Source organism: Clostridium sp. CAG:221 (assembly GCA_000435835.1).
GTDB lineage: Bacteria > Bacillota > Clostridia > Clostridiales > Clostridiaceae > Clostridium.
Window position 1 is genome coordinate 1 of the sequence record FR883389.1, and the last position, 26,138, is coordinate 26,138.

The window sequence follows — 26,138 nt, forward strand, 5'->3', positions numbered from 1 at the left end:
TCAGCAGGTTGTAGGTTCGATTCCTATTGCCAGCTCCAAAAACTCTAGTTTTTCTAGAGTTTTTTATTTTGCTAAATTTTATATAGTAAACACTTAAATTATACAGAAAAAATGGTCTAGTATCAAAAGTTATTTTGATACTAGACGAATAAGAAAGGGAGGATTTGAATTTGAATCCTCCTTTTTCTATATAAAATTTTAAGTAATTAAAAAGGAGCTGTATTCAGATTGAATTTATTAATTCAATTTGATACAGCCCCACCTTTTTTATATTAATATTTAGTTCTCATGATTAGTATTTTCTTTAATTCTAAGATCATCTCCATAGAAAGTAAAATTCGTGAAGTTACCAGCTAGCCTAGAGTAAAGTCTATCACTATATAATTTTGAAATCTGGTGTAAAGTTAAATTAGTAGAAATAAGCATTTTTTTGTTTTTTAATAACTTAGTATTTATTAAATTAAATAACTCATTATTAGTAAAGTCTGTAACTTGTTCAGCTCCTAAATCATCAATTATTAGTAAATCGCAGTTTATTAATAAGTCTTTTAGTGTAGAATTATTTTCTATGACTATATTTCTTAAATCGCTCATAATTTCAGCTGAAGTTTTATAAATTACTAAGTATCCTCTATCTAGCAATTCCTTAGCTATGCACCATGACAAAAATGTTTTACCAGTACCAGAAGGACCACATAGTAATAAATTAGCATTATGGTTACTAAAGTTAGGAATATATCTTTTGGTGATTTTATTACAAATTTGTTCCATGTTTTTTCTTTGAGACAATTTATGGTGTTTATCAAATTCATTTGAAAATAAGTTCATATTAAACTTTTTAAAATTACAATTACGCAAACTTGTTTGGAGTTCAAAAGCTTCATAATATAAAGTTATTAATTTTGATTTATAGCAACTACATTTAGTATTTCCTATGTACCCAGTATCTTTACATTTTTCGCATTGATAATGTAATGTTAGGTAATTCATATTGTACCCATTTGAAACAAGTAATTCATATTTTTCTTGTCTTAGAATAGTTATTTTTTCTTTTATTAGATTTAGTTCATTTTCAGAAATACCCCGTAATATTGATAGGGGTAAAGATAAAGATAATTTCTGAATTTGATTATCAATGGCAATTATTTTAGGAAGTTTTTTAGCTATTTCTTCCTTTCTGTTCTTTAGTGCTTTTTTTTCATTTTCTCGAATTTTTTCGTATTGTTCAGTGATTTTTTGTTCAAATCCTTTAATCATTATTGTACCATCCTAATAAGTTTTTATCTAAATTATTATAATCTTTATTTATATTTTTCGAGTTATTTAAACGCTTTCTATTATTATTGGTATAATTTCCAAATGAAATTTCTGAAGAGTTATTTGAATCATTTTTTTCGATATCTTGTAAAGTTTTTAAATTATTTTTATTCCAGTTAGATAAAATTCCATCAATATATTTAAAGTCAGCTCTATTTAATCTTTTAAAGCATATATTGCAGGCTTCTTCTATTACCGGAATAGGGAAGTTAAATTCCATAATCCATTTTTCTAGCATTTTTTCTTGTGGCTTCATGATTTCAGTATTATTAATTCCTAAGTATTTTAAGATATGGCGTATTTTTGCCCATTTATCTTCGTTCATAGTAATATAGTGCTGAGCTTGTTCTAGTGTTGTAATTTTCATTTCATACCATGATTGAGCTATTTTATTTAAATATCGATAATCAGTTTTACCACGTTGAATATAATATTCTAATAGAAGTAGAGTCAATTCTGTAGATAAATTATAATCTTCTTCCCAACTTAAATAATTTGTCATTTCAACAGGGGATAGAGGACGCCCTAAAAGTCTTTCAATATCTGCTAGCATATCTTTTCTTGAATTATTATTAAGGGCTTCTAGTAAATTTACTTCTTTATTTTGAGTCTTATCTTCTTTGGATAAATCTATAAATTCTATATTAAAATTCCCCATTTTATCTATTGGGACTAATTCAATTACACCTTCATCATTCCAATAATTAATAGCATTTATAACATCAGATTCTAAGATGTTAAGATTTGCACTTATAATAGATGAACTGACTCCCATTTCGCCTGCAACATTATATTTAAGAAGTAGCAGATATACCTTGACAAATTCACCACGGGCATTAGGCATATATTTCTCGATAAATATGTTACTTACAGGAGTAAAGTTTATATGTTTATTTTTTAGCATAAATGTGCTCATAATTTTTCGCTACCTTTCTTGGTGTAATAACTAGATTAATTATAGCAAAGCTAAATGAAAGCCTCAACTAAGCTTAAAAATATTAATTATGAATAATAACTTTTAAAATGGGAAAATTAATTGATGTGCTGAAAAGTTACAAAGGAGGATTAGTAATGGATTCAAAACAAAAAGATGATATAAAGTCAGTGCTCAAATACACTATAACTGTCATTTGTATTATTTTTGTAGTATTTGCAATAAAAGAAATAATTATTAAAGATATAGACATAAACTCTTTAGAAAGTGGTACAGCTGTAGAAGTTTTAAGTGGAAATATCATCAGTAGTAATGATCTGGACGATTTAAGCACCATAAAATGCATGGCTTCATCAGCAACTATAATTGCTGATAGTTTTAATGTGGAAGTTAATGGCTATAAGATACAAGTAGCAGATAGTGTCTTTGGTTATGTTAGTAATAAAGAAGAGCGTGATGAAATATTACAAAAGGTCTGTTTAAGCTATATAAATGAGTTAGGTATTGATAGTAAAAATGTATTAAAGGTATATGTGAATAATAATTTAAAAGCAATTCCTGAAAAAGTAAGTATAGCAAAACTAGAAAGTAGTGGGGAAATTGCTGAAGATTTATATGATGCAGTAGTAATAAATGAAAATCTTTTAAATATGGAAATGGAAGTTATCAATAATCACGAAGAAAGCATTGCGCCAGCAGTAGTAGAAGAGAAAAGTGATGAGTTATATATGGGTGAAAGTATTTTAGAAAAAGGGGAGAGTGGAAGGAAAGTTATATATACCAAAGAGTATTATAGCGGTATCAATAAGATTTCAGAAAATATTATTAATGAAGTAGTGATTAAGGAAGCAAAACCAAGTGTAGTAAAAAAGGGGATAAAAAATCCTTATTATGATGGAGTTAGATTTTTAAATAATCCTCTTAAAGATGCATCCGTTACTTCAGTGTTTGGTGAAGCAAGAACTGGAGGCTATCATAAAGGTATTGATTTAGCTAAAAATTTAGGTGAGGAAGTACATAATGCTTATGAAGGAACAGTAGTGTTTGCCGGATATAATAATGGTGGATATGGAAACTTAGTAATAGTTCAACATGAAAATGATATGCAGACATATTATGCTCATTTAAATGAAATATCTGTTTCAAATGGACAGTATGTAGGACAGGGAGAATTATTAGGAACTGTTGGTACAACAGGATATAGTACGGGACCTCACCTTCATTTTGAATTAAGAGTAGGGGGAAATCCTGTGGATCCGGCTCAATATATGTTATGAATTTAGTTCAATATTATTATAAATTATAGAATGAAAAAATTAAAAGCCTATATCTCAAAATTAATATTTTGAGATATAGGCTTTTAATTTAGAAGTTTACTTAAATTTATTTTACCACAGCCTTGTTTGTAGGTTTCAATATTCATAACATCGGCATTTAGTTTTAATGTGGAAATTATATCATCAAAAGTTAAATCAGGATTTTTTTCATATAAAAGAGCACATACACCTGAAATAAAAGCAGCAGAAAGTGAAGTTCCAGAAAAAGACTTATATGATGAATCAAGTTTAGGGGCATACATTTTTATATTATTTTTTTCAGGAACAAAAGATATATTGCTATTGAGAGAAACAATATCTACACAAGCAGCAGAAAAGTTAGGCTTAATATCCTTCTTCACATCTCCACAGGAAGAATAAGCATAGGATTTTATTTCACCAGAAGTATCAAGTCCAGAAACAGTTATGCAATGTGGACTTAATGCAGGACCAGTAATGGTGCTAGCTTCATTTCTATTGCTACCACTAGGAAGGACAGGAATAATTGAGGAATTAACAGCTTTTATAAAAATATTATCAAATAGAGTATAGATAAAATTATTAAAGGTTAATAATTCAAATGGAAGGCATAAGACACGAATATTATATTGCTCCTTTAAGAGAATAAGCTCTTCAATAGAAAATAGTACATCAGATATGAATCCTTTACCAAGCTTATCAAATGCTTTAAAAACATGAAGTTCAGAACTAGTTGCTATTCCTTTATAGATACCATTTGATGATTCACCATTTCCGGCAATTATTCCGCAGATACTAGTACCATGACCATTGTCATCATAAGGATTAGTAAAAGAATTAATTAAGTCAACAAAAGTATGAATTCGATTTTGAGGAAGGGTTAAATCTTTATGAGGATACACACCTGTATCTACAACGCCAATTCCTACACTTTTGCCACTTAAAGAAGTATTTGTGTGTAGCCGTATTTTATTGGCTGAAAGTACGCTCATTCCACAAAGAAATAAATATTGATCTAGACATATATATTGAATTTCAGGATATTCTAATAATCTTTCTATTGATTTTGAATTTAATTTTACACATATAATATTACAGCTTTCAATTTTTCTTACGATAATACCTTTATAAGATGAAACTTTTTTTACTATGAAATCTGGAAATTTAGCATATTTAATTAATATTCTATGATTCTTATTAGGATATAAAGCCATAATAGCCTTTAAATCAGGATCGATTTTCTTATTAAAAGAGAACATAAAATACCTCTGTAATTAATCTTAGTATTATATTATAAGAATATCACTAAATTTGTTAATAGATTAGAAGAATACCTGAAAGAATAAAGCTAATGCTTCCACTTAAGAATAATAATGCCTAATATCATCAACCCTAAACCTAAAAATTGAAAAAAGGAAAAAGATATTTTTTCGCTACCAAATAATCCAAAAGCATTAATTATTCCAGCAGCAGCAAGCTGAGCTATTAAAATAGTTCCTATTCCTATGGTAGTTCCCAATGATTTTATACTAAGCATAACTGTAAGTGTAATTATAATTCCTAGTGCTCCACCAAGAAGATAAAGTTTATTTACATCTTTAATGGATTTAAAATCACCTTTACCCCAAAATAGTACTAGGATAATAGCTATGACTAAGGCAGAACCATGAACAACTACGTTAGTTTCCATATCACCGATTTTTTCACTTAAACGAGTGTTAAATACGCCTTGAATGCTCATGGCAATGCCAGAAATAATGGCACTTATAAAACCTAACATATATATCACCTCAAAGATATTGTGCCAAATAATTTTATATTTAATGTATTTTAGATATTAAAAAAAGGCATTTGCAATAAGCAAACACCATATATTATTCAAAAGCCTTACTGATTTGTTCTTCATCGTATCCTAAAGTGACACCTAAGCTTAATACATCTTCTAAAAGTGTATTAAAGTGGTCCGTTGAAGGAGATATAATTAAATCATTTATATCAATAAATAAATTTAAAAATTGATCACTTAAGCAGTAATCGCTAGGTCTTAAATTTAATTCATAAGAATTTAAATAGTTCTTGTAAAGCCCTAAATTAATAACGTGGGCTAAAAAATCAATATATTTTTCAAATATGACATCATGATTTAATTCGGATTTATTATCAATCCAATATTTATAGCAGCTTGTTTCTTGAGCTAGAGAACTTAGCTTAACTTGTAATTCTAAATGCTTTCTGGCAGCAAGTTTATAGTCAGATAAGCTGTCATCTATTATTTTTTTAGCGTATTTATCTCTTTGATATTCTGCAAGTGATAAAATGTTCATAATTTATCCTCCTATAGGACTATATTAAAATAATATCATTAATCTAACTATATTTTACAAAAACATTTAGGGATTGAAAAGGTGAGTAAACGAATACAAAAAATAAAATTTTGAAAATTTTGAAAAAATAAAAAAATACCATGAAATATAAACCAATATAGATTTATAATATCTATATTGGTTTATATTTCATGGAAATTAAATTTATTAGAAATGTTTTAATGGATATGTTTGAATTAAAGTTTCCCTTCGATTATTAGAAATCTTCCAAAGCTCTAATCTATTTACTTTCAATGTTGATAAATTAGACTTTAATTCAGTTGGTCCATCAATTCTTTTAACTTCTTTATTAAAGTAGTTCATATTAGCTAGAGTTAGGTGAATATTTTCATTTGCACTTAAATTTTTAGTATTAAATCCATGCAGTTTAAGGTTATCAGATAATAATCTACTTAATCTTTTAATATAGCCTATATCATGTATTTGTAAATTTAAAGTTTTACTAGTATCAGACACACTAACTTTTGAAGATAATTCTACTTTAAAAAATTTATATGGTTTAAGAACTTTGTCTATAACAAGATTTAATTTATCTATGTTAGGGTTTTCTAATACCTCCAGAGGAATATAAGGTATAGGAGAATTCCTATTAGCTTTATATCTCTTAGAAAGATTTTTTTGAATTGGACTTAAATTTTTGTATGATTCATCATCAAACAAAGCTACTAAATAATATTTCATAAATATGACCTCACAAGCTAATTTTTATATGCAAACTTTGTAATAAATTATATCACATTACCAATGATATTACCAATTGCTATAAGTTTAAATCAAATGGCCATTACATTGGCTAAATAATCAATATATTGGAAGAAAAAAACCTATTAACACTGATAGACTTTATGTTATAATGGTTAGAGTTGATTTTATGAAAATAAATAAAATTGTCTTTTTAATGCAAATATGGATATATTTTACGAAGCAGGATAAATTAATTATATATATTTTTAGGTAAGGGTGAATAGGATGGAAACATTAATTATTAATGGAGGCGGAGCTTTAAGAGGATCTGTCGAAATAAATGGAGCAAAAAATGCAGCAGTAGCTATTTTACCTGCGGCTGTATTAGCAAGTAAAGGTAAATGTATTATAGATAACATACCAGACATAGAAGATGTACATTGTTTAGAAAGAATTTTATTGGATTTAGGCTGCAGTGTAAAAAAAACTTCTAAAAATGTTTTAGAAATTGATGCTACGGATATTAACACTGTTAATGCGTGTACAGAAGATGTAAGAAGAATGAGAGCTTCTTACTATTTCATTGGATCTTTGCTAGCCAGATTTGGAAAAGCTAAAGTTGAATTACCAGGAGGATGTCCAATAGGAGTAAGACCTATTGATCAACATATAAAAGGTTTTGAAGCTTTAGGAGCTAATGTTACAATTGAACATGGTGCTGTTTTAGTGGAAGCAGAAAGCTTAAAGGCAGCAAACATTTTCTTTGATGTTGTATCTGTTGGTGCAACAATAAACGTTATGATAGCAGCTACAATGGCTGAAGGAACAACTGTTTTAGAAAATGTAGCAAAAGAGCCTCATGTAGTTGATGTTGCTAACTTCTTAAACTCAATGGGTGCAGATATCAAAGGTGCAGGAACAGATGTAATAAGAATAAAAGGTGTTAATGAATTAGTTGGATGCAATTATAGCGTTATTCCAGATCAAATTGAAGCTGGAACATTTATGATTGCTGCGGCAGCAACAAAAGGTGATGTTACAATCACTAATATAATTCCTAAACATTTAGAATCAATTAGTGCTAAGCTTATTGAAATGGGAGCTATTGTTGAAGATGGTGATGATAGTGTTAGAGTTACAGTAGATAACGAATTAAGAGGTGTTAATGTAAAAACAGCACCATATCCAGGATTCCCTACAGATGTACAACAACCTATGTCAGTATTATTAAGCATAACAAAAGGAAGAAGCTTAGTTACAGAAAGTATCTGGGAAAATAGACATAAGCACACTGATGAATTAAAGAAGATGGGTGCTATGATAAAGGTTGAGGGAAGAACAGCTATAATAGATGGTGTAGAAAAGCTTGAAGGAGCAAAGGTAATTGCTACAGACTTAAGAGCTGGTGCTGCTATGGTTATTGCTGGTTTAATAGCTAATGGAGAAACAGAAATAGTTGATATTGAGCATATAGATAGAGGATATCCTCATATTGAAGAAAAATTCAGAAGCTTAGGAGCAGACATAAGAAGAGTAGTAAGATAATTCTGGGGGAATTAAGATGAAATTTTGCTCATTATATAGCGGAAGTAGTGGAAACAGTATATTTATAGCATCAGATAATACGAGAGTATTAATTGATGCTGGCTTAGCGGGCAAAAAGATCGATGAGGCCTTAAAGCATATTGGAGAAGAAGCAAGTAGTATAGATGGAATTTTTATAACACATGAACATATTGACCATATAAAAGGTGTAGGTGTTTTATCAAGAAAGTATGATATTCCTATATATGCTAATGATAATACATGGGCTGTTATGGAAAAAAACATAGGAAAGATAAAAGAACATAATATAAGGATAATGGATAGAAGATCGTCTATTGCAATTAAAGATTTAGAAATAAGGTCTTTTAACATACCTCATGATGCAATTGCACCGGTAGGATACACTGTATCTTCTGGTGGAAAAAATGCAAGCGTAGTTACGGATTTTGGAGTTTTCACTGAGGAAATAAGAGATAATATAATTGATTCTGATATTATATTATTAGAAAGCAATCATGATATTAATATGCTTAGAATGGGACCGTATCCTTATAATTTAAAGCTTAGAGTTTTAGGGGAAAATGGTCACTTATCTAATGAGGATTGCGGTAATGCTATTGTAAGTCTAATTAAAAGTGATAAAAAGAAGCAGATAATGCTAGGACATTTAAGTGGAACAAACAATCATCCTGATCTGGCTTATCAGACAGTGGTAGATGTACTTTCAGCAAATGGCATAAGACCAGGGGATGATGTCACTTTACAATTGGCTAGTAGACATAATCCAAGTGAAATAATATTGTTATAAAAATATTGAAAATAATATGTTACATAAAGTATAATCTTAGTAGCAAAATTAAAAAAAGAGGAGAAAATACTATGAGTTTATATAAACAATGGACAGAAATGGTTGTAGAATATGTAAAAACTAAAGGAGAAAAAGCTTTCTGGGCTGAATATACAAAAGTTGAAACAGCAATATACAGAGATTTATTAGCTAACCACAAAGAAGCTATAAAGATTACAATTGCTGATTTTGCAAAGAAGTATGAAACTTCAGTAGAATTCATCATGGGATTTGTTGATGGAATCAATGATAGTTTAAACAATTCATATGATTTAGAAACTATAGATGAAAACACAGAATTAACTTTAGATGTTAATTTAGAAAAGTTATATTTCAATATGTTAGAAGCTAAAGCTAACTACCTTTATACATTACCACAATGGGATGGAATATTCTCAATAGAAAAGAGAAAAGAAATTCAAAAAGCTTACAAGGCAACAAACATGGTTATCAATGATAACAAAGTTGGTAGAAATGATGCTTGTCCATGTGGAAGTGGTAAGAAATATAAGAAATGCTGTGGAAAGTAATATAAATTATAAAAGAGATTTGATGTATATCAAATCTCTTTTTGCTAGTATTTAAGAAAATTAATAATATGCATAAGAAATACGTAGGTTTTGCTGTCAACTTTAGTAACCCTTTTAAATAAATTATAATAAGAGTTTCAAAGACAGGAGAAAGAGATATGTTTAATATATTTCCATATGTATTTCAGACAACTTTTAATACTTTGATGAATAGTGATTTTATAGATAATATTATTGATAGTGTTTTAAACAATGAAACAGTTAATAATATGATAAATGAAATAGAAAATATGGTATCTTTAGATATAAATCTTAGTGAAAGGGAAAAAGAATATATAATAAGTGGAAGATTACCAGGGGTAAGGAAGTCAGATATTGATGTAGATTACAATAATAACTATGTAACAATAAAGGTTAAAAGAAATAAGTTTTTTTCTAATGGACAAAATTTTGCAGTGGCAATTATAGGGCCAGAAGATGAAGAAGTTAAGGATTTTTATGTGGGAAATGTTGATCCATATAGTATTAAAGCTGTATTTAAGGATAACTTGCTTACTGTACATGTTCCAAAGAAAAATAAGATTGATGATAAAGCTACCATAATTAATGTAGATTATACAGTTAAATAATATATAGCCTAAGGAGGAAAAGATTATGAACATAACGATAATTTCAGTAGGAAAGCTTAAGGAAAAATACTTAAAGCTAGCCATTGATGAATATGCTAAAAGATTAGGAAGATATTGCAAGCTTGATATAATAGAGCTACCAGATGAAAAGACGCCTGATAATGCATCAGAAAAAGAAGAACTTCAGATAAAGGATAAGGAAGGAGAATTAATCCTTTCTAAGATTAAAGACAATATGTTTGTGGTGGCTATGGATTTAAATGCAAAACAAATGACTTCTGAAGAGTTTTCTAAGTTTTTAGATACCCAAGGTGTAATAGGTAACTCCAATATAGCCTTTGTTATAGGGGGAAGCCTTGGGCTATCTCAAAATGTTATAAAGAGAGCTAATCATAAGATATGTTTCTCTAAAATGACATTTCCACACCAATTATTCAGAGTAATGCTTTTAGAGCAAATTTATAGAGCATTTAGAATAATGAAGAATGAACCGTATCACAAATAAATGAGGTTTTTACTGAAATTGGATAATTGTTTTTCAAGGTTATACTTAATAAGAAGTTTAAGTATAACCTTTTTTCAATTTAAAATAATAATTAATTAAATAGGTTGAATTTTTTAGATAACTATAGTAATATTATTATGGATGTCTAGGGATGTAAAAAGAAGGAGAGAAAAGATGCGATATATAGGAAGTAAAGTCTTATTGTTAGATAAAATAAAGGAAGTAATAGATGATAATGTTAATGATGAGTCTAATATTTTTTGCGATATATTTTCAGGAACAGGGACTGTAGCTAGATATTTTAAAGAATATTATCAAGTGTATTCTAACGATTTGATGTATTTTTCATATATATTACAAAAAGCAACGATAGAAAATAATAAAGTTCCTGAATTTAGTAAGTTGAAGTTGATAGGAATAAATGACCCTATTAATTATTTAGAGACATTTGATATTAGTTATATTAATTTTAGTGATAAATTATATTTTACAAGTAATAACTATGCTCCAAATGAGAAGTGCAATAGAATGTATGTAACACAAGAAAATGCAAATAGAATAGATTTTATAAGAATTAAACTTGATGAATGGAAGAGAGATAATCTTATAGATGAACAAGAGTATTCATATTTATTAGCATGTTTAATTGAAGGAATTCCATATGTATCTAATATATCAGGAACTTATGGGGCATATTTAAAAAAGTGGGATAAACGAGCACTAAATACTATTGAACTAAAGAGGTTAGACATAACAGATAATAATAAAAAGAATAAGTGTTTTAATAAAGATGCTAATGAATTAATAAAAGAAATTGAGGGTGATATTTTGTATTTAGACCCACCATATAATTCAAGGCAATATGTACCGAACTATCATGTGTTAGAAACTATAGCAAGGAATGATTATCCAGAAATATATGGAGTAACAGGGTTAAGAAATTATGATAAGCAAAAATCGAAGTATTGTAATAAAAGATATGTGAAAGAATCATTTGAAATGTTAATTAAGGAGGCAAACTTTAAACATATAGTTGTTAGTTATAGTACCGACGGATTAATGACAGTAGATGAAATAGAGAAAATACTTAAAAAATATGGTATAGATAGTACATTCAAGTTGTATAAAATACCATACAGAAAATATAAAAGTAAGCATGAACAAAAAACTATAGAATTATATGAATTAATATTTTATATTGAGAAAAAACAAAAGAGTAGACCAAGTGTTAATAACAAAAATAATAAAAAACATGAATGTAATATAAGCAAGTATAAAGGTAAAGAAAAAAAGAAATATATAAAAAGTCCATTAAATTACATTGGGGGTAAGTATAAATTGTTAGAGCAGATTATCCCTATGTTTCCAGACAAAATAGAAACATTTATTGACTTATTTGCTGGAGGATTTAATGTTGGTATAAATGTAGAAGCTAATAAAGTAATATGCAATGATTATAATAACTTTATTATTGATTTATTTAATGAATTTAATAATAATACAGAGGAAAAAATAATAAAACATATCGAGGGAAGAATAGATGAATTCAAATTATCAAAAGAAAATGAAGAGGGGTTTAAAGCGTTTAGAGAATACTATAATAACACTAAGCATCCATTAGATTTATATACATTAGTATGCTATTCTTTTAATTATCAATTTAGATTTAATAGAAATTTTGAATATAATAATCCATTTGGAAGAAATAGAAGTCAATTCTCATCTGTATTAAAAGGTAATTTAGTTAAGTTTCTAGAAAGTATGCATAGTAAGGATATAATATTTACATGTAAGGATTTTATTGATGTATCATTTGAAAATCTTGATGGAAATAGTTTTATATATTGTGACCCACCATATTTAATTACAACAGGTTCATATAATGATGGAAATAGAGGATTTAAAAATTGGACGGAAACAGAAGAAAAAATGTTACTAGATTATTTAGATAGAGTAAACCAAAGAGGAATAAAATTTGCATTATCTAATGTTTTTGAACATAAAGGCAAAAGTAATGAGATATTAAAAGAATGGAGTAAAAAATATAATGTAAAGTACTTAAATCATGATTATTCAAATTCAAGTTACAATACGAAAAAGGGGAATAGTGAAGAAGTATTAATAACTAATTATTAATACTGTAATAGATGTAAGAATATACTGGAATGTATATTCTTCTTTTTTTTCATATATATGATAAAATTAATATATATGGATTTATGGAGGCGTATATATGATTAACATAATTGACGTAAATAATAAAACTACTAGAACTTTTGGATGGGTTCAGAATCCAAGTAATTTTGAAAGCTTAAAAAAAGTTGTAGCAATATTTGATAATACATCAAAGACATATAATGAATTAAAAGATAAGAAAATAAAAAAGTTAGTAGAAGAAAGAGATGGGCAAAAAGAACTAATAAATGCTTTAAATGCTAATCCTTTAAAGATAAAGTATTGTAATTTAGTAGGGACATCTTTTACTCCACGAAGTTCTGCAAGATGTAATGGAATAGTACAAGCCACAGTAAAAGGACAAAGAAAAGAGTTCATAGATGATTGGTCATCTGATAACTTTGTAAGATGGGCACATGCTTTAGGCTTTATTAAATATAATTATGATACAGATACATTTGAGATAACCGATGCAGGAAGAAAGTATGTACAGAGTGAAGATGATAGCAATGAGGAAAGTACAATTTTAGAAGAAGCAATGTTATCATATCCACCAGTAGCAAGGGTTTTGACATTGCTTTCCAATGGAGAACATTTAACAAAATATGAAATAGGTAAGAAATTAGGATTTGTAGGGGAAGCTGGTTTTACTAGTTTGCCATTGAATGTATTAATTATGACATTAGCTACTACAGATGAGCCGAAGGAAAAAAATAAAATTAAAACAGACTGGGATGGGTCTTCTGATAAATATGCAAGAATGATTTCTGGTTGGTTAGTAAAATTAGGATTATTGGTACAAAGACCTAAATTGGTTACTGTAGATTTTGGTGGTGAATTATATAGCGAAACAATAGGACATGCTTATATGATTACGGATAGGGGATTAAAAGCCGTTAGAAGATTATTAGGAATAAATAAAGTTGAGAGGGTTTCAAAAAATGTTTTTTGGGAAATGTTTGCAACAAAAGGAATAGATAAAAATTATATAAGAACTCGAAGAGCATATATTTTAAAAATATTAATTGAATCTAATAAGGTATTAACTTTAGAGGATATAAAAGGAAAGTTGAAATTAGCGAGTATTAATGAATCTATTAATACTATTAAAGACGATATTAATGGATTAATTAATACAGGTATAAATATTAAGAGTGAAACAACTGGGTATAAAATATATGATTCAATTAATGATTTTATTATACCTAAAACAGGAGATACAGAGGGAATAAAGAGTAATATTAGCTTATTAAAAGATGAATTAAGAGGGCAAATAAGTCATATTTCACATGATTATTTATCATTAATAGATTTAGCATTTGATAGTAAGCAAAATAGGTTATTTGAAATGAAAGTTTTAGAGTTGCTAGTTAATGAGTATGGATTTAAAGGAAGGCATCTAGGTGGAAGTAGAAAACCTGATGGTATAGTTTATTCAACAACTTTAGAAGATAATTTTGGAATAATAGTAGATACTAAAGCTTATTCAGAAGGGTATAGCTTACCTATAAGTCAAGCTGATGAAATGGAGAGATATGTTAGAGAAAACTCTAATAGAGATGAGGAAGTAAACCCTAATAAGTGGTGGGAAAACTTTTCAGAAGAAGTCAAAAAGTATTATTTTGTATTCATATCAGGTTCTTTTAAGGGCAAATTTGAAGAACAATTAAGAAGATTGAGCATGACTACTGGGGTTAACGGTTCAGCTGTTAATGTAGTAAATTTATTACTAGGAGCTGAAAAAATAAGGTCTGGAGAAATGACTATTGAAGAATTAGAGAGAGCTATGTTTAATAACTCGGAATTTATATTGAAGTATTAATTAATAATATAAATATATATTATAAAGGTGATAAGGGTTCTTATATGTAAAAACATGTAAGAGCCTTTTACTATTATGAGGAGGGGATAATAAGTTGAAAAAGGTTTATCTAAAAGAACAATTTAAAAAATTAAATGAGTATCCCATAGAGGTTATTGAAAATATTAGAGGAACAATATCCATACTAAACAAAACATATGGAATTGATAGGGATATAGAATTTGACTTAGGTGGATATGTAGTTATAGCAGAAAATATAGTAGATATTGAAATACTGAAACAAGACAAGTTACAAGGTTTAATACCAGAATATACTGATATAATTGAATGTAGTGAAGGAGTTGATTGGACTTCTTCACTATTTTTGCTTTCAAATGATTTTGCAATAGTAGTGGTAACAACAGAAGAACTTTCTAAGTTCCTACTAGAATAAGATAAGGAGGTTGAATTAATGTGAGTAAGAAGAGTGAAGAAAAGATAATCAAGGAAACTAAGTACTGCAAGATAATAAATCAAGGAAAAGTTGGAGAAGGGGAGTACACATACTCAATAGAAAAAATCTACATCAAAGAACTCAAGAGAGATGAAGTAAGGTTCTGTGTCTACAAGGCAACTAGAAGAGGTGATGAGACATACATTCCAAGAAGTCTTGATGTAACAGAGCTAGAACTAATAGAGCTAATAAAAAAATCAATAAGAGAAAAAGTATTTTCAGAGGAATTCATTGAAATGCTAAAACAAGAAATAAGTAAAATCTAAAAATCTTAATTGCTATAAGGATAGTGATTAAGGCTTTTTACATTTAAATAAAAGTATAGAAAGAGGTAGTATAAATGTCTAATAAAGATAATGTGTTTATTGCAGTTAATGAAGAAGTTTCTTCATTAATTCAGCAATATATAATAATAGAAATTAAGAGGGTATTAGATAAATACAAGAGTAATAACAACAGAAGAAATAAGAAATGTAGAAAATTTAATGAATAGTGTAAGCAATGAAGAGCTAAAAGAGGAATTTCTAAATAATTGGAGCATGTCAGTAAAGATAGCAAAAAGTCTTAAAGAGGAAAAAGAACAACTTCTAGTTACATTTTCAGATGGTGTAAATGAAGAAATACCATATGAATTCATAAAGAGCATACTAGAGAATTTTAGTAAAGTTCTAACAGAGAGTGCAACTAGAGAGCAACAGAAGAAGTTGCTTCATATGATAATATCAGAAATAATTATAAATGAAGCGAGAGAAATAGATTCAATAAAACTAAAAATAAATGATAGCTTGGTCGATTATATAAGTAAAGAAGAAGTAGTATCTATAAATGGTATTGCTTCTTCATTTATGTTAAGAAATGTTGGAATAAACACACTAAACTTAAATATTGCAATATAATTTTAATAAAGTATATAGTATAATAAAAAAATATATAAGTGAAAAAGGAGAAAAAGAAGATGAAGCCTATATATATTTATACTATGTCAATATCATTACAAATAGCTGGAGCTTTAATATTATTATTATGGAGCTTAGGAAATACTAAGAAAAAGGTAATAAAATCATACTTTCCAGGAAGTAATATTGCAGAAAGAGATGATAATAATAGAGTGTGCTTAAGGAAAGAAAAATTACGAAAAAAAGCAAAAGATATTTATATGAATAGAATAGCATTTATATTTTTAATTATAGGTTATGGATTATCATTATTTGGAGAGTTAGCAGATTATAATGAATGGAAAGCATTAGTTATTATACAAATAGAATCTATTTGTATAATATTTATAGGATTAATAATAAGTAAATTAATAGCAATTATAAAGTTTAAAGAAGATATATACGTTGATTATAATAGTTTAAAGGAAGTAGATACTGTAATTACTAATAATGAAGTGGAAGATATGATTGAGGATATTTGTATCTAGAAATGATATGATAAATAAGTTAAATCAAAAAAACTCACTTACTACTGATATGGAGAACCATATCATAAATAAATGCTGTTTTTACTGAAATTGTAAATAGAATAATGTTATAAGATATTAAAACTCTTACTTGTATTAAAATATGCAGGTAAGAGTTTTTATTTATAATAAAAGAGTAAAGTTTATTAAATAATAAAATTATTGGAGAATAATGTAGATTATAAATATTTTGAAGCAACACATTCAGGACACGGACTTCAAAATGATGATAAAATTTATAAAGAATATATGGAAACAGTGGAAGAATACCTTGATAAGTATATACCTGTAGAAAAATAATTAAGGAGGAGTAGAGATGAAAAAGCTGTTAAATATAATTGGAATATCTATTGTATTATTTATTGCACTGTTAGTCATAATATTATTTATACCAATGACACCCAATAACTATACTAAGGAAGTAAAAACAGGTGGAGATATTGAAATTAAATATTTATCAATGGGAGATTATAAAGTTAAGAAAGTAAAAAAAGATGGCTCAGAAATAACGAAGAAATATTATATTTATTATCCTGAAGAATTAAGTAATATCAATAAAAAATATCCAGTAGTAGTTATATTAAATGGTACTGGAGTTTTGCCTAAAAAGTATAAAGCATTATTCAAACATTTAGCTTCTTGGGGATTTGTAGTTATTGGCAATGATGATGGTAGCACAGGATTTGGCAAGTCTGCTGATGAAACAATATATTTGATTATATCTGAAAATAGTAATAGTAACAGTATTTTTTATGGTAAATTAGATTTAGACAACATAGGTATAACAGGACATTCACAAGGTGGAGCAGGAGTGTTAACAGCAACTTCTATTATGGAATATAAGGACAAATACAAAACAGCAGTAGCTTTATCTCCAACACACGAAGAAATTTCACATCAGTTTGGGTGGAAATATGATTTAATTAAAATAAATATACCAATATTGATGATAGCAGGAACTAATGGATATTTTGAAACTCAATATGTAATACCAATTGAAAAAATGATTGAAATGTATAATAAGATACCATCATCAAAGGTAATGCTCAGAAGAATTGGAGCAGAACATGTACAAATGCTATATTCAGCAGATGGATATGTTACAGCATGGTTTATGTGGCAATTACAAGGAGATGAAGAAGCAGGAAAAGCATTTATTGGAGATAATCCAGAAATAAGAAATAACAAATTATATCAAGATATTCAATTATCAGTCGAATAGTAAAAGTAAAAATGCTCTTTGACTAATAGAAGTAGCAACAATAATAACTACAAAAGATATTAATTATAAAAAATGGGGCTGTTGAACTAAATAATTAGTGTTTATGGTAATTTATTTATATGTCAAAATGGTAAAAAGCTAGAAAGGGGGGGATGAAGTAATAGTATCCGCAAGTGAAAAGTTTAAAATTATAAAACTAATAATTAATATTTTAGAGGTTAATAGAATTTAAAAAAGATGACTCCTGTTAAATACAGAAATCATCTCTTAAATTAGTCTACTCTTTTTTAAACTGTCCTTGACAAAGGGTATAGTTTAAATATTCCAATCTTTATTTTTAAATATTAATAATTAAATTTATTTTTTACAGCTTCAAAAACAGGTTCAAAACTACTTTGATTTTCATTAAATAGTTTTATTAACTCTTCTTTTGCTTTAATATATTTAGGATCACATTCATCATATTTAATTATTGCATTACCTTCCTTATGAAACTTCATAAATATTATTGGATGTTTTTTTGCAAATAACTCTAATTCTTCAATATGACGTTCTGCTTTTGTTGCTTTTTTCATCCACCTAAAAATATTTTCATAATTATTCATTTTATTCATCCTCCTTGTTATAGCTTAAAATCAGTTGAATCATAAGTTTTTACTTTGGGTTCTCCAAAGTAAGCTTTTACACTTTTAACTTATGGATTATGATTTACATTTTTGTGTTGATGTTTAGTATTTTTCATTTTATTTGATAAAATAATATAACTTAAATTGGTCTTATGTCAATATATTGGACACAGAAACTCAAACTTTTTTATGTTGCACTTCTAGCTAATAATTAGCATTGTTCTGGTGTCATGTAATTAATAGAAGAGTGAAGCCTCGTTCTTATTGTAACCAACCCTCAATATATTTAAATATAGCTATATTAGCTTAATCATAAAAAAATAATTTGTAAATAAAATAGTTTGATTATCAAAATAAAATAATGTATAATATCTTTAGCAAAGATAACTTATTAAAAAATAGGAGAAAAGTATATGAAGAAAAAATTAAAGATAATAGGTATTAGTACATTAGCATTAATATTAGCATTAGTTATTGGAGTAGGAGGATTGTTTTTTGGAGAGATTCGTACATTAGTATCTTTTAAACAATTAAATGAGCATCCTTTTTATGAAATGACTTATCATGCAGATTATAATTTAGATGAATTTTTAGTAAACGGAGCTGCAACAGATGATGAACTTGTAAGCTTTGTAACTAAGCAAATATTAAAAGGAGTTTCTTTTGATGTTAATCCAGATGGAGCCTGCAGTACTTTTGTTGCCACTAATTTAGAAGATGAAAATCTTTTTGGAAGAAACTTTGATTATGTACATTCTATAGGACTTATTGTTCGTACTCAACCTAAGAATGGATATGAGTCAATTTCTTTAGTTAACTTAAATCATTTAGGATTAAGTTTAGAAAATATGCCTACTAAGAATTTTATAAATCGTGTTATTACTTTAGCAGCACCATATGCACCATTAGATGGTATGAATGAAAAAGGACTTGCTATTGGAGTTCTTGTTATTGAGGATGGAAAAGTTCATCAAAACACTGGGAAAGTTCCTATAACAACTACTTCTGCAATTCGTATGGTTTTAGATAAGGCAGCAACAGTTGATGAAGCTATTGAATTACTTAAAAATTATGATATGAATTCAAGTGGAGAAACAGGTTACCATTTCCAAATTGCAGATGCTACTGGAAATACAGCAGTTATTGAGTATATAAATAATGAAATGCATGTATTAACTAAAGAAGAAGGACATACAGCAGCAACAAATTTTGTTCTTTATAATGGTATGAATTCTGGGTATGGACAAGATCGTTATGAAAAGATTAAAGCTAAGCAAGAAGAGACAAACGGAATAATGAGTGAAGATGAAGCAATGGATCTTTTACTTAGTGTACCAGCACAAGGTATGAGAGAAGTTGAAGGTGGAGAAGGAATACCATCAGATACACAATGGTCATGTGTGTATAATTTAGATGATTTAACTTTACAAATTTGTACAACTAGAGATAAGTCTAGAACTTATAATTACTCATTAAAATAATTAAATAAATAATATAAGAAAACAACTATTTAGTAGAACTGTATATATCAATTAGACAGGATTATATTACTAAATAGGTGTTTTTTTATTTGTGATTAAAGCTTGAAGTTATTACAAATAAATCAAAATTAATACGACAAAATTTGCTAAAAACAAAAAAGTAGACATAATTTTTATTGATAAATATAATATAAATATATAAAATGTATAAAAATATAGCGTTTTTCAATATTAGTTAGAACATGCCACTATATAAAAGTTTCTAAAAAGATAGAGGGGAAGATCAAAAAGTGAAACAGAAAAAACAAAGGTGCAACAAATAGTTGCAATTGGGTCAGCGGTTATAATAGGTACAACAAGTACTGTATCTGCTATACCTACTACAGCATTTGCAAAATATAATATGGAAGTTAGTATAGAAGCATATGAACAGCAAGAAATATTAGATGTAGTAGATGAAGAATTAAATGAAGAAACACAGTATACAACAGATAATGAAAATGTTACTTCTGAAAATGGAGAAACTGTAGAAGAAAAAATAGATATAGAAAACAATGTAGAAGAAAATAATAATGATTTAGAATCAAACGATGAAAAAACAGAATCAAATGAAAAAGAAGAAGAGATTCAAGGTAAGTCATCTGTAGCAAAAGCTGTAGATGTAAATGAAGTTATTAAATTAACAAAAAATGAACTACTATCTGTGAATTATGCAACAGATTCCAAAATAGCTGATTTATTAGCACCTAGCTGGTTCTTATCAACTGATATACTAAATAAAAGGCTAGAAATTGCTAAACGTAATAATGTATCCATTAATAGTGTAACAGAAGAAGATGCAAAAAAAGAATTAAAACAAGAAAATGTTCATATTATGTCATTTGACACTTCTTTTGAAAGAGTACAAAAGGATATTGAAAATATCATTCCAAAGCTAGTAAAAAACTCTAAAGTTGCAGCTAATCATAATGGAGATGAAAATACATATTTTGCAGATAAAATTAAACAAAATAAAGAAAAGATACTGATTGGACTTGCTTATCTTGATCGTATGTATAATTTCAATATTGGAAATACAAATATTAAAGATATTATTCTTGATACACCAGGATATTTTGGAGGAACAGTAGATTTATTAGATTGGATTATTAGCATAGGAGGTTCTGGAGGAGATACACTGAAAATCTCTAATAATAAGGATGCATATATTAAACTTTTCAGAGGTAAGATTACAAACAGTAATTCAATTATAGACTTCTTGGAAACAAGTGTAAATAAATTAGCTCCAGGAACAACAATGGATGGTTTAAAAATGCCAGCAAAGCATTTATTGTGGAGACTCCATCTAAAGAAAATCCTAATGCAACAACAACTTTATATTCTAAATTAAAATCTGATGAAAAATTACAGGCTCATATACTTCTGCTGTTAAATTTATCAGAAAATAGTATTATGGAAAAGTATTATCAGATGAATATATTTTAAATAAAATATTTAAAGGCCAATATGCTTCTATGACTGATTTCAAAAAAGCTATGTTTGAAAAGCGTATTGAAAAACTTGATGAATTAAAACCTGTTTCTATTACATGGAAAGGTCAATCTGTTCAAATTGATAATTTTGAAAAAATTAATCAATTGATGTCTCAAGCAGTAGAAGATGATTTAAAAAATGTACAAGAAGTACCTGGTGGATGGAATAATATGCGTGCAGAAGCCACACAAGTTGAACAATTAAAGAAAGCAATATTTATAGCATATATTAATGACACTGATGATTTTAAAGAATCTATTTATAATGAAAAGGCTCAAGTTAAAAAGTATACTGTATCTTTTGATAAAAATGCAACAGATGCAACAGGAACTATGGCAGCTCAAGAATTTGAACATGGTAAAGAATAAGTTTTATCAAAAAATCAATTTGAGAGAATTGGATATGATTTTATAGGTTGGAAAGATATTAATGGAAATATATATACAGATCAGCAAATGGTAAATAACTTGCTTGCAGAAAATGATGGTCAAATCACATTGTTTGCACAGTGGAAGCCTATTGAATATCAAGTGAAATTCCATAAAAACCATTCAAATGCAGTAGGAACAATGGAAAATCAGAAGATGCTTTATGATCAAAGCTATCAATTAAATAAAAATGAATTTACTTTAGATGGATATGAGTTTAAGGGTTGGGCAACATCTCCAAATGGACAAGTAGTATATAAAGATGAAGAAATAGTGACAAAATTAACGGATAAATCAAATCATATAATTGATTTATATTCAATATGGGAAAAGAAACCTACACCTCAACCACCAGCTGTGAATAAAGCACCAGTGATTGTTGCAACAGATAAGGTATTAACTGTAGGTGATTCATTCGATCCATTAAAAGATGTAACAGCTGATGATCCTGAAGATGGTCAAATTATCATTAAGAGTGAGCATGTAATTAAAAATGAAGTTAATACAAAGGTGCCAGGAAAGTATGAGGTAATCTATAGAGTTGCAGATAAAGAAGGTCTTGCAACTGAAAAGACAATTATTGTTGTGGTGAATCCAAAAATAACAGGAATAAACCATGTACCAGTTATAAATGCTATAGATAAGGTACTTACAGTAGGAGATAAATTTGATCCATTAGATGGAGTAACAGCATTTGATGAAGAAGATAAAGATATTACATTAACACAAGCTAATATAATTGCAAATAATGTAGATACTAGTGTTGCTGGAACATACAATGTTACATACAAAGTAACAGATAAAGATGGAGCATCTACTGTAAAAACAATTACAGTTACTGTAAAGGCAAAAGATATTGTAGATAAACCAGATGATGATACTTCAAAACCAGATGTACCAAACTATGGTACTTCGAAACCAGATGTGCCAAGCAATGGTACTTCAAAACCTAATAAACCAAATATTAATCCACAAACTGGAGATGTAGCAAGTGTAGGTTTATTACAGTCTATTATTGTTGGTTCAACAAGTATATTGGCATTACTTCTAGGTAATAGAAATAAGAGAAAAAGATAATTAATTTATATAAGGCTAGATGAGGTAAAATACTTCATCTAGTTTATTTTCATTTAATAAGTAAAGTAATGAAGAAGCGTTGTAAAGCATTTAAGGTGAGTAGTACAATATAATAAAGAAAGTAGAATTAAAAAGATTAAAAAAATTTAATTTTATTCTCATTCTTATTTCATGAAAAGTATTAATTCATATTATATAATTCAATTACAGATTAACAAGAAGGAGAAAGTAATATGGATAAATATTTAGAACCAATAAGAGAGAAAATAAAAACAAATAAAAGAAAAATAATAAAAAGAGCGTCAATAGGAGTAGCCATAATAGCTGGATTAGGTATTGCAGCATTTACAACTGTATATAGTATAGCAAAATCTAATATTAATTATACTGTTGAAGAAGCAAAAGCAATAGTACTTCAATCAGTTCCAGGAGAAATAGTAAGAGTTAATAAAAGATTAGATTTTGATACTTTTACTTTTGAATATAAATTTAAAATAAAAGATAAAAATAATATGCTAATTAAGGCAGATGTAAATTCTAGCTTTGGTGTTATTACAGATTTAGATAGCTATTATGATTAAAATTCAAAAATGAATTAAATTATATAAGGAGTAATCACTGTGAAAAACATATTAATTGTTGAAGATGAAGCAAATATTTCTGATTTTGTAAAAGGAGAATTAGAATATGAAGGATATAATGTTTGTATTAAGGAAGATGGTAGAGAAGGGTTAGAAGAAGCTCTAAAAAACGAATATGATCTAATAATATTGGATGTTATGTTACCTTCTATGAATGGCTTTGAAATATGTAGAAGATTAAAAAGAGAAAAGCAGTCTCCTATAATAATGCTTAGTGCAAAGGATAGTGTAATGGATAAGGTTAATGGTCTTCAAATAGGAGCAGATGATTACATAGCAAAACCATTTGCAATAGAAGAATTACTTGCACGTATTGAAGTAGTTTTTAGAAGGCAAGATAATTTAGATAATTACATAATAAAATTTAAAGATATTACAATTAATAAAAGTTCAAGAGTTGTTAAAAGAAATGGTAATGAGATAAATTTAACCAACAAGGAATATGAGTTATTGATGATATTAATAGATAATAAGGATAAAGTAGTTACCAGAGAAGAACTATTAGAAAAAATATGGGGATATGGATATGAACCAGAAACTAATGTTACAGATGTATATATTAGATATTTAAGAGCAAAGTTAAATAATGAAAATAAAGAAGAATATATACAAACAGTTAGATCGGTTGGTTATATTATGAGGAGTTAATAATGAAAACTAAAAAGGTACCTATATTTTTAGAATTTATGAAAAAATCATTTTTCATAATTAGTTTAATCTTAATTATATATACAATTGGTCAGCTAATTGCATTTTGGATGTTTACAGATGAATATGAAAGAGATTTATTAAAAGATAGATATAAAGAGATAATTAGTTTATCTCAAGATATAAATGTACAAATATCAGAAAACAGTTTTTATCAATACTTACAACATTTATCAAATGATGATAATGATGAATATATTAGGATTTATTCATCAAATAGAATATACTATTCATCGCCAGCTGAAGTATGGGAAGATATTAAACTGGATTATGTAAATAAAAATATTTCAATTAAACCTAGATTTTTTGATTCTGATATATATATGATGCTAACAGCACCAATAAATATAGCAGGCTCTGAATATACATTACAGATAGTTAGAGAAAATGAGATGTTAAAGGATTTTACTGAAAACTCTTTTCCAATTTTAATTTTTACATTAATTTTAGGATTGGTTTTAAGTGGTATAGGAGCTATGTATGTTTCAAAGAATTTTATAAATAGACTTAGAAGGCTTACAACAACTATGAATGAAATAAAAGAAAATGGTATAAATAAAAGAGCGGAAATTTCGGAACTAAATGATGAGATAGATAAAGTAAATATTGTTTTTAATTCTATGATGGATGAATTAGAAGAGGCATTTCATGAGCAAAGTAGATTTGTATCAGATGCATCACATGAATTAAAAACACCATTAACAGCTCTTCATGGACATTTAAGTATGCTTAAAAGATGGGGAAAAAATGATAAAGATCGTTTAGAAAAATCATTGGATATATGTTTAAAAGAAGTAGAAAGATTAAAGAAGCTAGTAAATGATATGTTGTTACTATCTAGAGCAGAAAAATCAAAAATAAACTTAAATAAATTAGAAAAAATTAATCCTATAGCAGTAGTTGATGAAGTTATAGAACAATATAGGATTTTAAAACCAAATGCAAAATATATAGTTAATATTGATGAAGATATAAAAATGAAAATTGATCCTAATGATTTAAAACAATTATTAATTATATTTATTGATAACTCTATAAAATATAATAATAAGGATAATATAGAAATTGAAATAATACTAAAAAAACAGGCTAATAAATTTAAACTAGAAGTTAAGGATAATGGTATTGGAATTCCAAAAAATGAAATTAATAACGTAATTAAGAGATTTTATAAAGTTGATAAATCTAGAGTAAATAACAATTCTTTTGGAATTGGACTATCTATAGCAAATAGAATAGCAAATAATTACAATGCTAAAATTCAAATAGATAGTGAATTAGATAAATATACAAGAATAAGTGTATATTTCAATATAATATAAATTATATTTAACAAAGGAGAAGAAAATGAAAAAATTAAGTTTAGCAGCGATTATAGTAACAGTTAGTATTAGCTTATCAGGATGTACAAACTCAGGTACAGTAAGTAATGGTAATGAAAATAACATTGAATCGACTACACAAAACAGTACTGAATCTAATGTACAAAATAGCAGTGAAAGTAGTACAGAAAATAATAATGTAAATACTTCACAAGATAACAACACAAATAATGCACAAAACAATATTGTAAATAATACAGGTAATATTTCACTAGATAAAGCAAAAGAAATAGCATTATCACATGCAGGATTAAGTGCTGACCAAGTAACATTTGTTAAAGTAAATATGGATTTTGATGATGGAATTCAAAAATATGAAATAGAGTTCTATTATAATTATAGAGAATATAGTTATGAAATAGACGCTAATACTGGAAACATACTGTCTTATGAACAAGATTAATATGTTTTTTTGAAT

At 27.3% G+C, this 26,138-nt stretch carries 28 protein-coding genes and 2 pseudogenes; 23 read left to right on the plus strand and 7 right to left on the minus strand.

What is annotated here, in order from left to right:
- Nucleotides 1–279: 279 nt before the first annotated feature.
- Both Q5O44_RS05260 and Q5O44_RS05265 read right to left on the minus strand, forming a co-directional pair.
- Nucleotides 280–1,257 carry an ATP-binding protein gene (locus tag Q5O44_RS05260; protein ID WP_022167346.1) on the minus strand — a complete coding sequence of 326 codons (978 nt, stop codon included), beginning with the start codon at nucleotides 1,255–1,257 and terminating at the stop codon, nucleotides 280–282.
- Nucleotides 1,250–2,233, minus strand: coding sequence for a DnaD domain protein (locus Q5O44_RS05265; protein ID WP_302637453.1), 984 nt, complete (start codon nucleotides 2,231–2,233; stop codon nucleotides 1,250–1,252). Before Q5O44_RS05265 ends, Q5O44_RS05260 begins: the two co-directional genes overlap by 8 nt.
- 155 nt (nucleotides 2,234–2,388) lie before the next feature.
- Here Q5O44_RS05265 and Q5O44_RS05270 point away from each other — a divergent pair, with 155 nt between their 5' ends.
- Nucleotides 2,389–3,528 (plus strand): peptidoglycan DD-metalloendopeptidase family protein, encoded by a 1,140-nt coding sequence (locus Q5O44_RS05270; protein WP_022167348.1) that lies wholly within the window; start codon nucleotides 2,389–2,391, stop codon nucleotides 3,526–3,528.
- An 83-nt stretch (nucleotides 3,529–3,611) separates the two neighbouring features.
- Here the strand turns inward: Q5O44_RS05270 and Q5O44_RS05275 are convergent, their stop codons facing one another.
- The 4 genes from Q5O44_RS05275 to Q5O44_RS05290 all read right to left on the minus strand — a co-directional run bounded on the left by Q5O44_RS05275 (nucleotide 3,612) and on the right by Q5O44_RS05290 (nucleotide 6,611).
- Complete coding sequence (locus tag Q5O44_RS05275; protein WP_022167349.1) at nucleotides 3,612–4,805, minus strand: S8 family serine peptidase; 1,194 nt, start codon at nucleotides 4,803–4,805, stop codon at nucleotides 3,612–3,614.
- An 89-nt stretch (nucleotides 4,806–4,894) separates the two neighbouring features.
- Nucleotides 4,895–5,326: a DMT family transporter gene (locus Q5O44_RS05280; protein ID WP_022167350.1), complete on the minus strand. Its 432-nt coding sequence runs from the start codon at nucleotides 5,324–5,326 to the stop codon at nucleotides 4,895–4,897.
- A 94-nt stretch (nucleotides 5,327–5,420) separates the two neighbouring features.
- Complete coding sequence (locus Q5O44_RS05285) at nucleotides 5,421–5,870, minus strand: dUTP diphosphatase (RefSeq protein ID WP_022167351.1); 450 nt, start codon at nucleotides 5,868–5,870, stop codon at nucleotides 5,421–5,423.
- Between the two features lie 207 nt (nucleotides 5,871–6,077).
- Complete coding sequence (locus tag Q5O44_RS05290; RefSeq protein ID WP_022167352.1) at nucleotides 6,078–6,611, minus strand: hypothetical protein; 534 nt, start codon at nucleotides 6,609–6,611, stop codon at nucleotides 6,078–6,080.
- Between the two features lie 288 nt (nucleotides 6,612–6,899).
- Here Q5O44_RS05290 and Q5O44_RS05295 point away from each other — a divergent pair, with 288 nt between their 5' ends.
- The 14 genes from Q5O44_RS05295 (at nucleotide 6,900) to Q5O44_RS05360 (ending at nucleotide 17,844) form a co-directional block, all read left to right on the plus strand.
- Complete coding sequence (locus tag Q5O44_RS05295) at nucleotides 6,900–8,159, plus strand: UDP-N-acetylglucosamine 1-carboxyvinyltransferase (RefSeq protein WP_022167353.1); 1,260 nt, start codon at nucleotides 6,900–6,902, stop codon at nucleotides 8,157–8,159.
- Nucleotides 8,160–8,175: 16 nt separating this feature from the next.
- A complete protein-coding gene (locus Q5O44_RS05300; RefSeq protein ID WP_022167354.1) occupies nucleotides 8,176–8,967 on the plus strand; it encodes an MBL fold metallo-hydrolase in 792 nt (263 codons plus the stop codon).
- 71 nt (nucleotides 8,968–9,038) lie between these two features.
- A complete protein-coding gene (locus Q5O44_RS05305; protein WP_022167355.1) occupies nucleotides 9,039–9,536 on the plus strand; it encodes an SEC-C metal-binding domain-containing protein in 498 nt (165 codons plus the stop codon).
- A 158-nt stretch (nucleotides 9,537–9,694) separates the two neighbouring features.
- Nucleotides 9,695–10,165 (plus strand): Hsp20 family protein, encoded by a 471-nt coding sequence (locus Q5O44_RS05310; protein WP_022167356.1) that lies wholly within the window; start codon nucleotides 9,695–9,697, stop codon nucleotides 10,163–10,165.
- Nucleotides 10,166–10,190: 25 nt separating this feature from the next.
- Complete coding sequence (gene rlmH, locus Q5O44_RS05315; RefSeq protein ID WP_022167357.1) at nucleotides 10,191–10,670, plus strand: 23S rRNA (pseudouridine(1915)-N(3))-methyltransferase RlmH; 480 nt, start codon at nucleotides 10,191–10,193, stop codon at nucleotides 10,668–10,670.
- 174 nt (nucleotides 10,671–10,844) lie between these two features.
- A complete protein-coding gene (locus tag Q5O44_RS05320) occupies nucleotides 10,845–12,806 on the plus strand; it encodes a Dam family site-specific DNA-(adenine-N6)-methyltransferase (protein WP_022167358.1) in 1,962 nt (653 codons plus the stop codon).
- 97 nt (nucleotides 12,807–12,903) lie between these two features.
- Complete coding sequence (locus tag Q5O44_RS05325) at nucleotides 12,904–14,667, plus strand: restriction endonuclease FokI C-terminal domain-containing protein (protein ID WP_022167359.1); 1,764 nt, start codon at nucleotides 12,904–12,906, stop codon at nucleotides 14,665–14,667.
- Between the two features lie 94 nt (nucleotides 14,668–14,761).
- Nucleotides 14,762–15,100 carry a hypothetical protein gene (locus Q5O44_RS05330; RefSeq protein ID WP_022167360.1) on the plus strand — a complete coding sequence of 113 codons (339 nt, stop codon included), beginning with the start codon at nucleotides 14,762–14,764 and terminating at the stop codon, nucleotides 15,098–15,100.
- 20 nt (nucleotides 15,101–15,120) lie between these two features.
- A complete protein-coding gene (locus Q5O44_RS05335; RefSeq protein ID WP_022167361.1) occupies nucleotides 15,121–15,426 on the plus strand; it encodes a hypothetical protein in 306 nt (101 codons plus the stop codon).
- Between the two features lie 74 nt (nucleotides 15,427–15,500).
- Entirely contained in the window at nucleotides 15,501–15,653 is a 153-nt protein-coding gene (locus Q5O44_RS05340) for a hypothetical protein (RefSeq protein ID WP_022167362.1), read from the plus strand.
- Nucleotides 15,646–16,056 (plus strand): hypothetical protein, encoded by a 411-nt coding sequence (locus Q5O44_RS05345; protein ID WP_022167363.1) that lies wholly within the window; start codon nucleotides 15,646–15,648, stop codon nucleotides 16,054–16,056. Before Q5O44_RS05340 ends, Q5O44_RS05345 begins: the two co-directional genes overlap by 8 nt.
- A 59-nt stretch (nucleotides 16,057–16,115) precedes the next feature.
- Nucleotides 16,116–16,583 (plus strand): hypothetical protein, encoded by a 468-nt coding sequence (locus tag Q5O44_RS05350; protein ID WP_022167364.1) that lies wholly within the window; start codon nucleotides 16,116–16,118, stop codon nucleotides 16,581–16,583.
- Between the two features lie 201 nt (nucleotides 16,584–16,784).
- Entirely contained in the window at nucleotides 16,785–16,922 is a 138-nt protein-coding gene (locus Q5O44_RS05355; protein ID WP_302631288.1) for a hypothetical protein, read from the plus strand.
- Nucleotides 16,923–16,938: 16 nt separating this feature from the next.
- Complete coding sequence (locus Q5O44_RS05360; RefSeq protein ID WP_022167365.1) at nucleotides 16,939–17,844, plus strand: alpha/beta hydrolase; 906 nt, start codon at nucleotides 16,939–16,941, stop codon at nucleotides 17,842–17,844.
- A 344-nt stretch (nucleotides 17,845–18,188) separates the two neighbouring features.
- Here Q5O44_RS05360 and Q5O44_RS05365 read toward each other — a convergent pair whose 3' ends face one another.
- Nucleotides 18,189–18,449, minus strand: a complete 261-nt coding sequence (locus tag Q5O44_RS05365) for a hypothetical protein (RefSeq protein ID WP_022167366.1) — start codon at nucleotides 18,447–18,449, stop codon at nucleotides 18,189–18,191.
- Between the two features lie 434 nt (nucleotides 18,450–18,883).
- Here Q5O44_RS05365 and Q5O44_RS05370 point away from each other — a divergent pair, with 434 nt between their 5' ends.
- From Q5O44_RS05370 to Q5O44_RS05405, 8 genes and pseudogenes are all read left to right on the plus strand, one after another.
- Complete coding sequence (locus tag Q5O44_RS05370) at nucleotides 18,884–19,951, plus strand: C45 family peptidase (protein ID WP_022167367.1); 1,068 nt, start codon at nucleotides 18,884–18,886, stop codon at nucleotides 19,949–19,951.
- Nucleotides 19,952–20,825: 874 nt separating this feature from the next.
- Nucleotides 20,826–21,436: pseudogene (locus tag Q5O44_RS15220) on the plus strand (ZmpA/ZmpB/ZmpC family metallo-endopeptidase).
- Nucleotides 21,421–21,852 (plus strand): annotated as a pseudogene (locus Q5O44_RS05380) (ZmpA/ZmpB/ZmpC family metallo-endopeptidase); the annotation flags it as partial. The pseudogenes Q5O44_RS15220 and Q5O44_RS05380, both read left to right, overlap by 16 nt.
- A 27-nt stretch (nucleotides 21,853–21,879) precedes the next feature.
- A complete protein-coding gene (locus tag Q5O44_RS05385) occupies nucleotides 21,880–22,989 on the plus strand; it encodes an immunoglobulin-like domain-containing protein (protein WP_302637475.1) in 1,110 nt (369 codons plus the stop codon).
- Nucleotides 22,990–23,222: 233 nt separating this feature from the next.
- The gene (locus tag Q5O44_RS05390) at nucleotides 23,223–23,570 is read left to right on the plus strand and encodes a PepSY domain-containing protein (protein ID WP_022167371.1); all 348 of its coding nucleotides are present in this window, start codon (nucleotides 23,223–23,225) and stop codon (nucleotides 23,568–23,570) included.
- A gap of 39 nt (nucleotides 23,571–23,609) precedes the next feature.
- The gene (locus tag Q5O44_RS05395; RefSeq protein ID WP_022167372.1) at nucleotides 23,610–24,278 is read left to right on the plus strand and encodes a response regulator transcription factor; all 669 of its coding nucleotides are present in this window, start codon (nucleotides 23,610–23,612) and stop codon (nucleotides 24,276–24,278) included.
- 2 nt (nucleotides 24,279–24,280) lie between these two features.
- A complete protein-coding gene (locus Q5O44_RS05400; protein WP_022167373.1) occupies nucleotides 24,281–25,660 on the plus strand; it encodes a cell wall metabolism sensor histidine kinase WalK in 1,380 nt (459 codons plus the stop codon).
- Nucleotides 25,661–25,685: 25 nt separating this feature from the next.
- On the plus strand, nucleotides 25,686–26,123 hold the full coding sequence (locus Q5O44_RS05405; protein ID WP_022167374.1) for a PepSY domain-containing protein: 438 nt from the start codon (nucleotides 25,686–25,688) through the stop codon (nucleotides 26,121–26,123).
- Nucleotides 26,124–26,138 lie beyond the last annotated feature (15 nt).

Excerpts from the sequence above, each read along its gene's own strand:
- Q5O44_RS05260 (WP_022167346.1), bottom strand. The coding sequence starts at position 1,257 with ATGATTAAAGGATTTGAACAAAAAATCACTGAACAATACGAAAAAATT.
- Q5O44_RS05265 (WP_302637453.1), bottom strand. The coding sequence starts at position 2,233 with ATGAGCACATTTATGCTAAAAAATAAACATATAAACTTTACTCCTGTA.
- Q5O44_RS05270 (WP_022167348.1), top strand. The coding sequence starts at position 2,389 with ATGGATTCAAAACAAAAAGATGATATAAAGTCAGTGCTCAAATACACT.
- Q5O44_RS05275 (WP_022167349.1), bottom strand. The coding sequence starts at position 4,805 with ATGTTCTCTTTTAATAAGAAAATCGATCCTGATTTAAAGGCTATTATG.
- Q5O44_RS05280 (WP_022167350.1), bottom strand. The coding sequence starts at position 5,326 with ATGTTAGGTTTTATAAGTGCCATTATTTCTGGCATTGCCATGAGCATT.
- Q5O44_RS05285 (WP_022167351.1), bottom strand. The coding sequence starts at position 5,870 with ATGAACATTTTATCACTTGCAGAATATCAAAGAGATAAATACGCTAAA.
- Q5O44_RS05290 (WP_022167352.1), bottom strand. The coding sequence starts at position 6,611 with ATGAAATATTATTTAGTAGCTTTGTTTGATGATGAATCATACAAAAAT.
- Q5O44_RS05295 (WP_022167353.1), top strand. The coding sequence starts at position 6,900 with ATGGAAACATTAATTATTAATGGAGGCGGAGCTTTAAGAGGATCTGTC.
- Q5O44_RS05300 (WP_022167354.1), top strand. The coding sequence starts at position 8,176 with ATGAAATTTTGCTCATTATATAGCGGAAGTAGTGGAAACAGTATATTT.
- Q5O44_RS05305 (WP_022167355.1), top strand. The coding sequence starts at position 9,039 with ATGAGTTTATATAAACAATGGACAGAAATGGTTGTAGAATATGTAAAA.
- Q5O44_RS05310 (WP_022167356.1), top strand. The coding sequence starts at position 9,695 with ATGTTTAATATATTTCCATATGTATTTCAGACAACTTTTAATACTTTG.
- rlmH (WP_022167357.1), top strand. The coding sequence starts at position 10,191 with ATGAACATAACGATAATTTCAGTAGGAAAGCTTAAGGAAAAATACTTA.
- Q5O44_RS05320 (WP_022167358.1), top strand. The coding sequence starts at position 10,845 with ATGCGATATATAGGAAGTAAAGTCTTATTGTTAGATAAAATAAAGGAA.
- Q5O44_RS05325 (WP_022167359.1), top strand. The coding sequence starts at position 12,904 with ATGATTAACATAATTGACGTAAATAATAAAACTACTAGAACTTTTGGA.
- Q5O44_RS05340 (WP_022167362.1), top strand. The coding sequence starts at position 15,501 with ATGTCTAATAAAGATAATGTGTTTATTGCAGTTAATGAAGAAGTTTCT.
- Q5O44_RS05345 (WP_022167363.1), top strand. The coding sequence starts at position 15,646 with ATGAATAGTGTAAGCAATGAAGAGCTAAAAGAGGAATTTCTAAATAAT.
- Q5O44_RS05350 (WP_022167364.1), top strand. The coding sequence starts at position 16,116 with ATGAAGCCTATATATATTTATACTATGTCAATATCATTACAAATAGCT.
- Q5O44_RS05360 (WP_022167365.1), top strand. The coding sequence starts at position 16,939 with ATGAAAAAGCTGTTAAATATAATTGGAATATCTATTGTATTATTTATT.
- Q5O44_RS05365 (WP_022167366.1), bottom strand. The coding sequence starts at position 18,449 with ATGAATAATTATGAAAATATTTTTAGGTGGATGAAAAAAGCAACAAAA.
- Q5O44_RS05370 (WP_022167367.1), top strand. The coding sequence starts at position 18,884 with ATGAAGAAAAAATTAAAGATAATAGGTATTAGTACATTAGCATTAATA.
- Q5O44_RS05390 (WP_022167371.1), top strand. The coding sequence starts at position 23,223 with ATGGATAAATATTTAGAACCAATAAGAGAGAAAATAAAAACAAATAAA.
- Q5O44_RS05400 (WP_022167373.1), top strand. The coding sequence starts at position 24,281 with ATGAAAACTAAAAAGGTACCTATATTTTTAGAATTTATGAAAAAATCA.
- Q5O44_RS05405 (WP_022167374.1), top strand. The coding sequence starts at position 25,686 with ATGAAAAAATTAAGTTTAGCAGCGATTATAGTAACAGTTAGTATTAGC.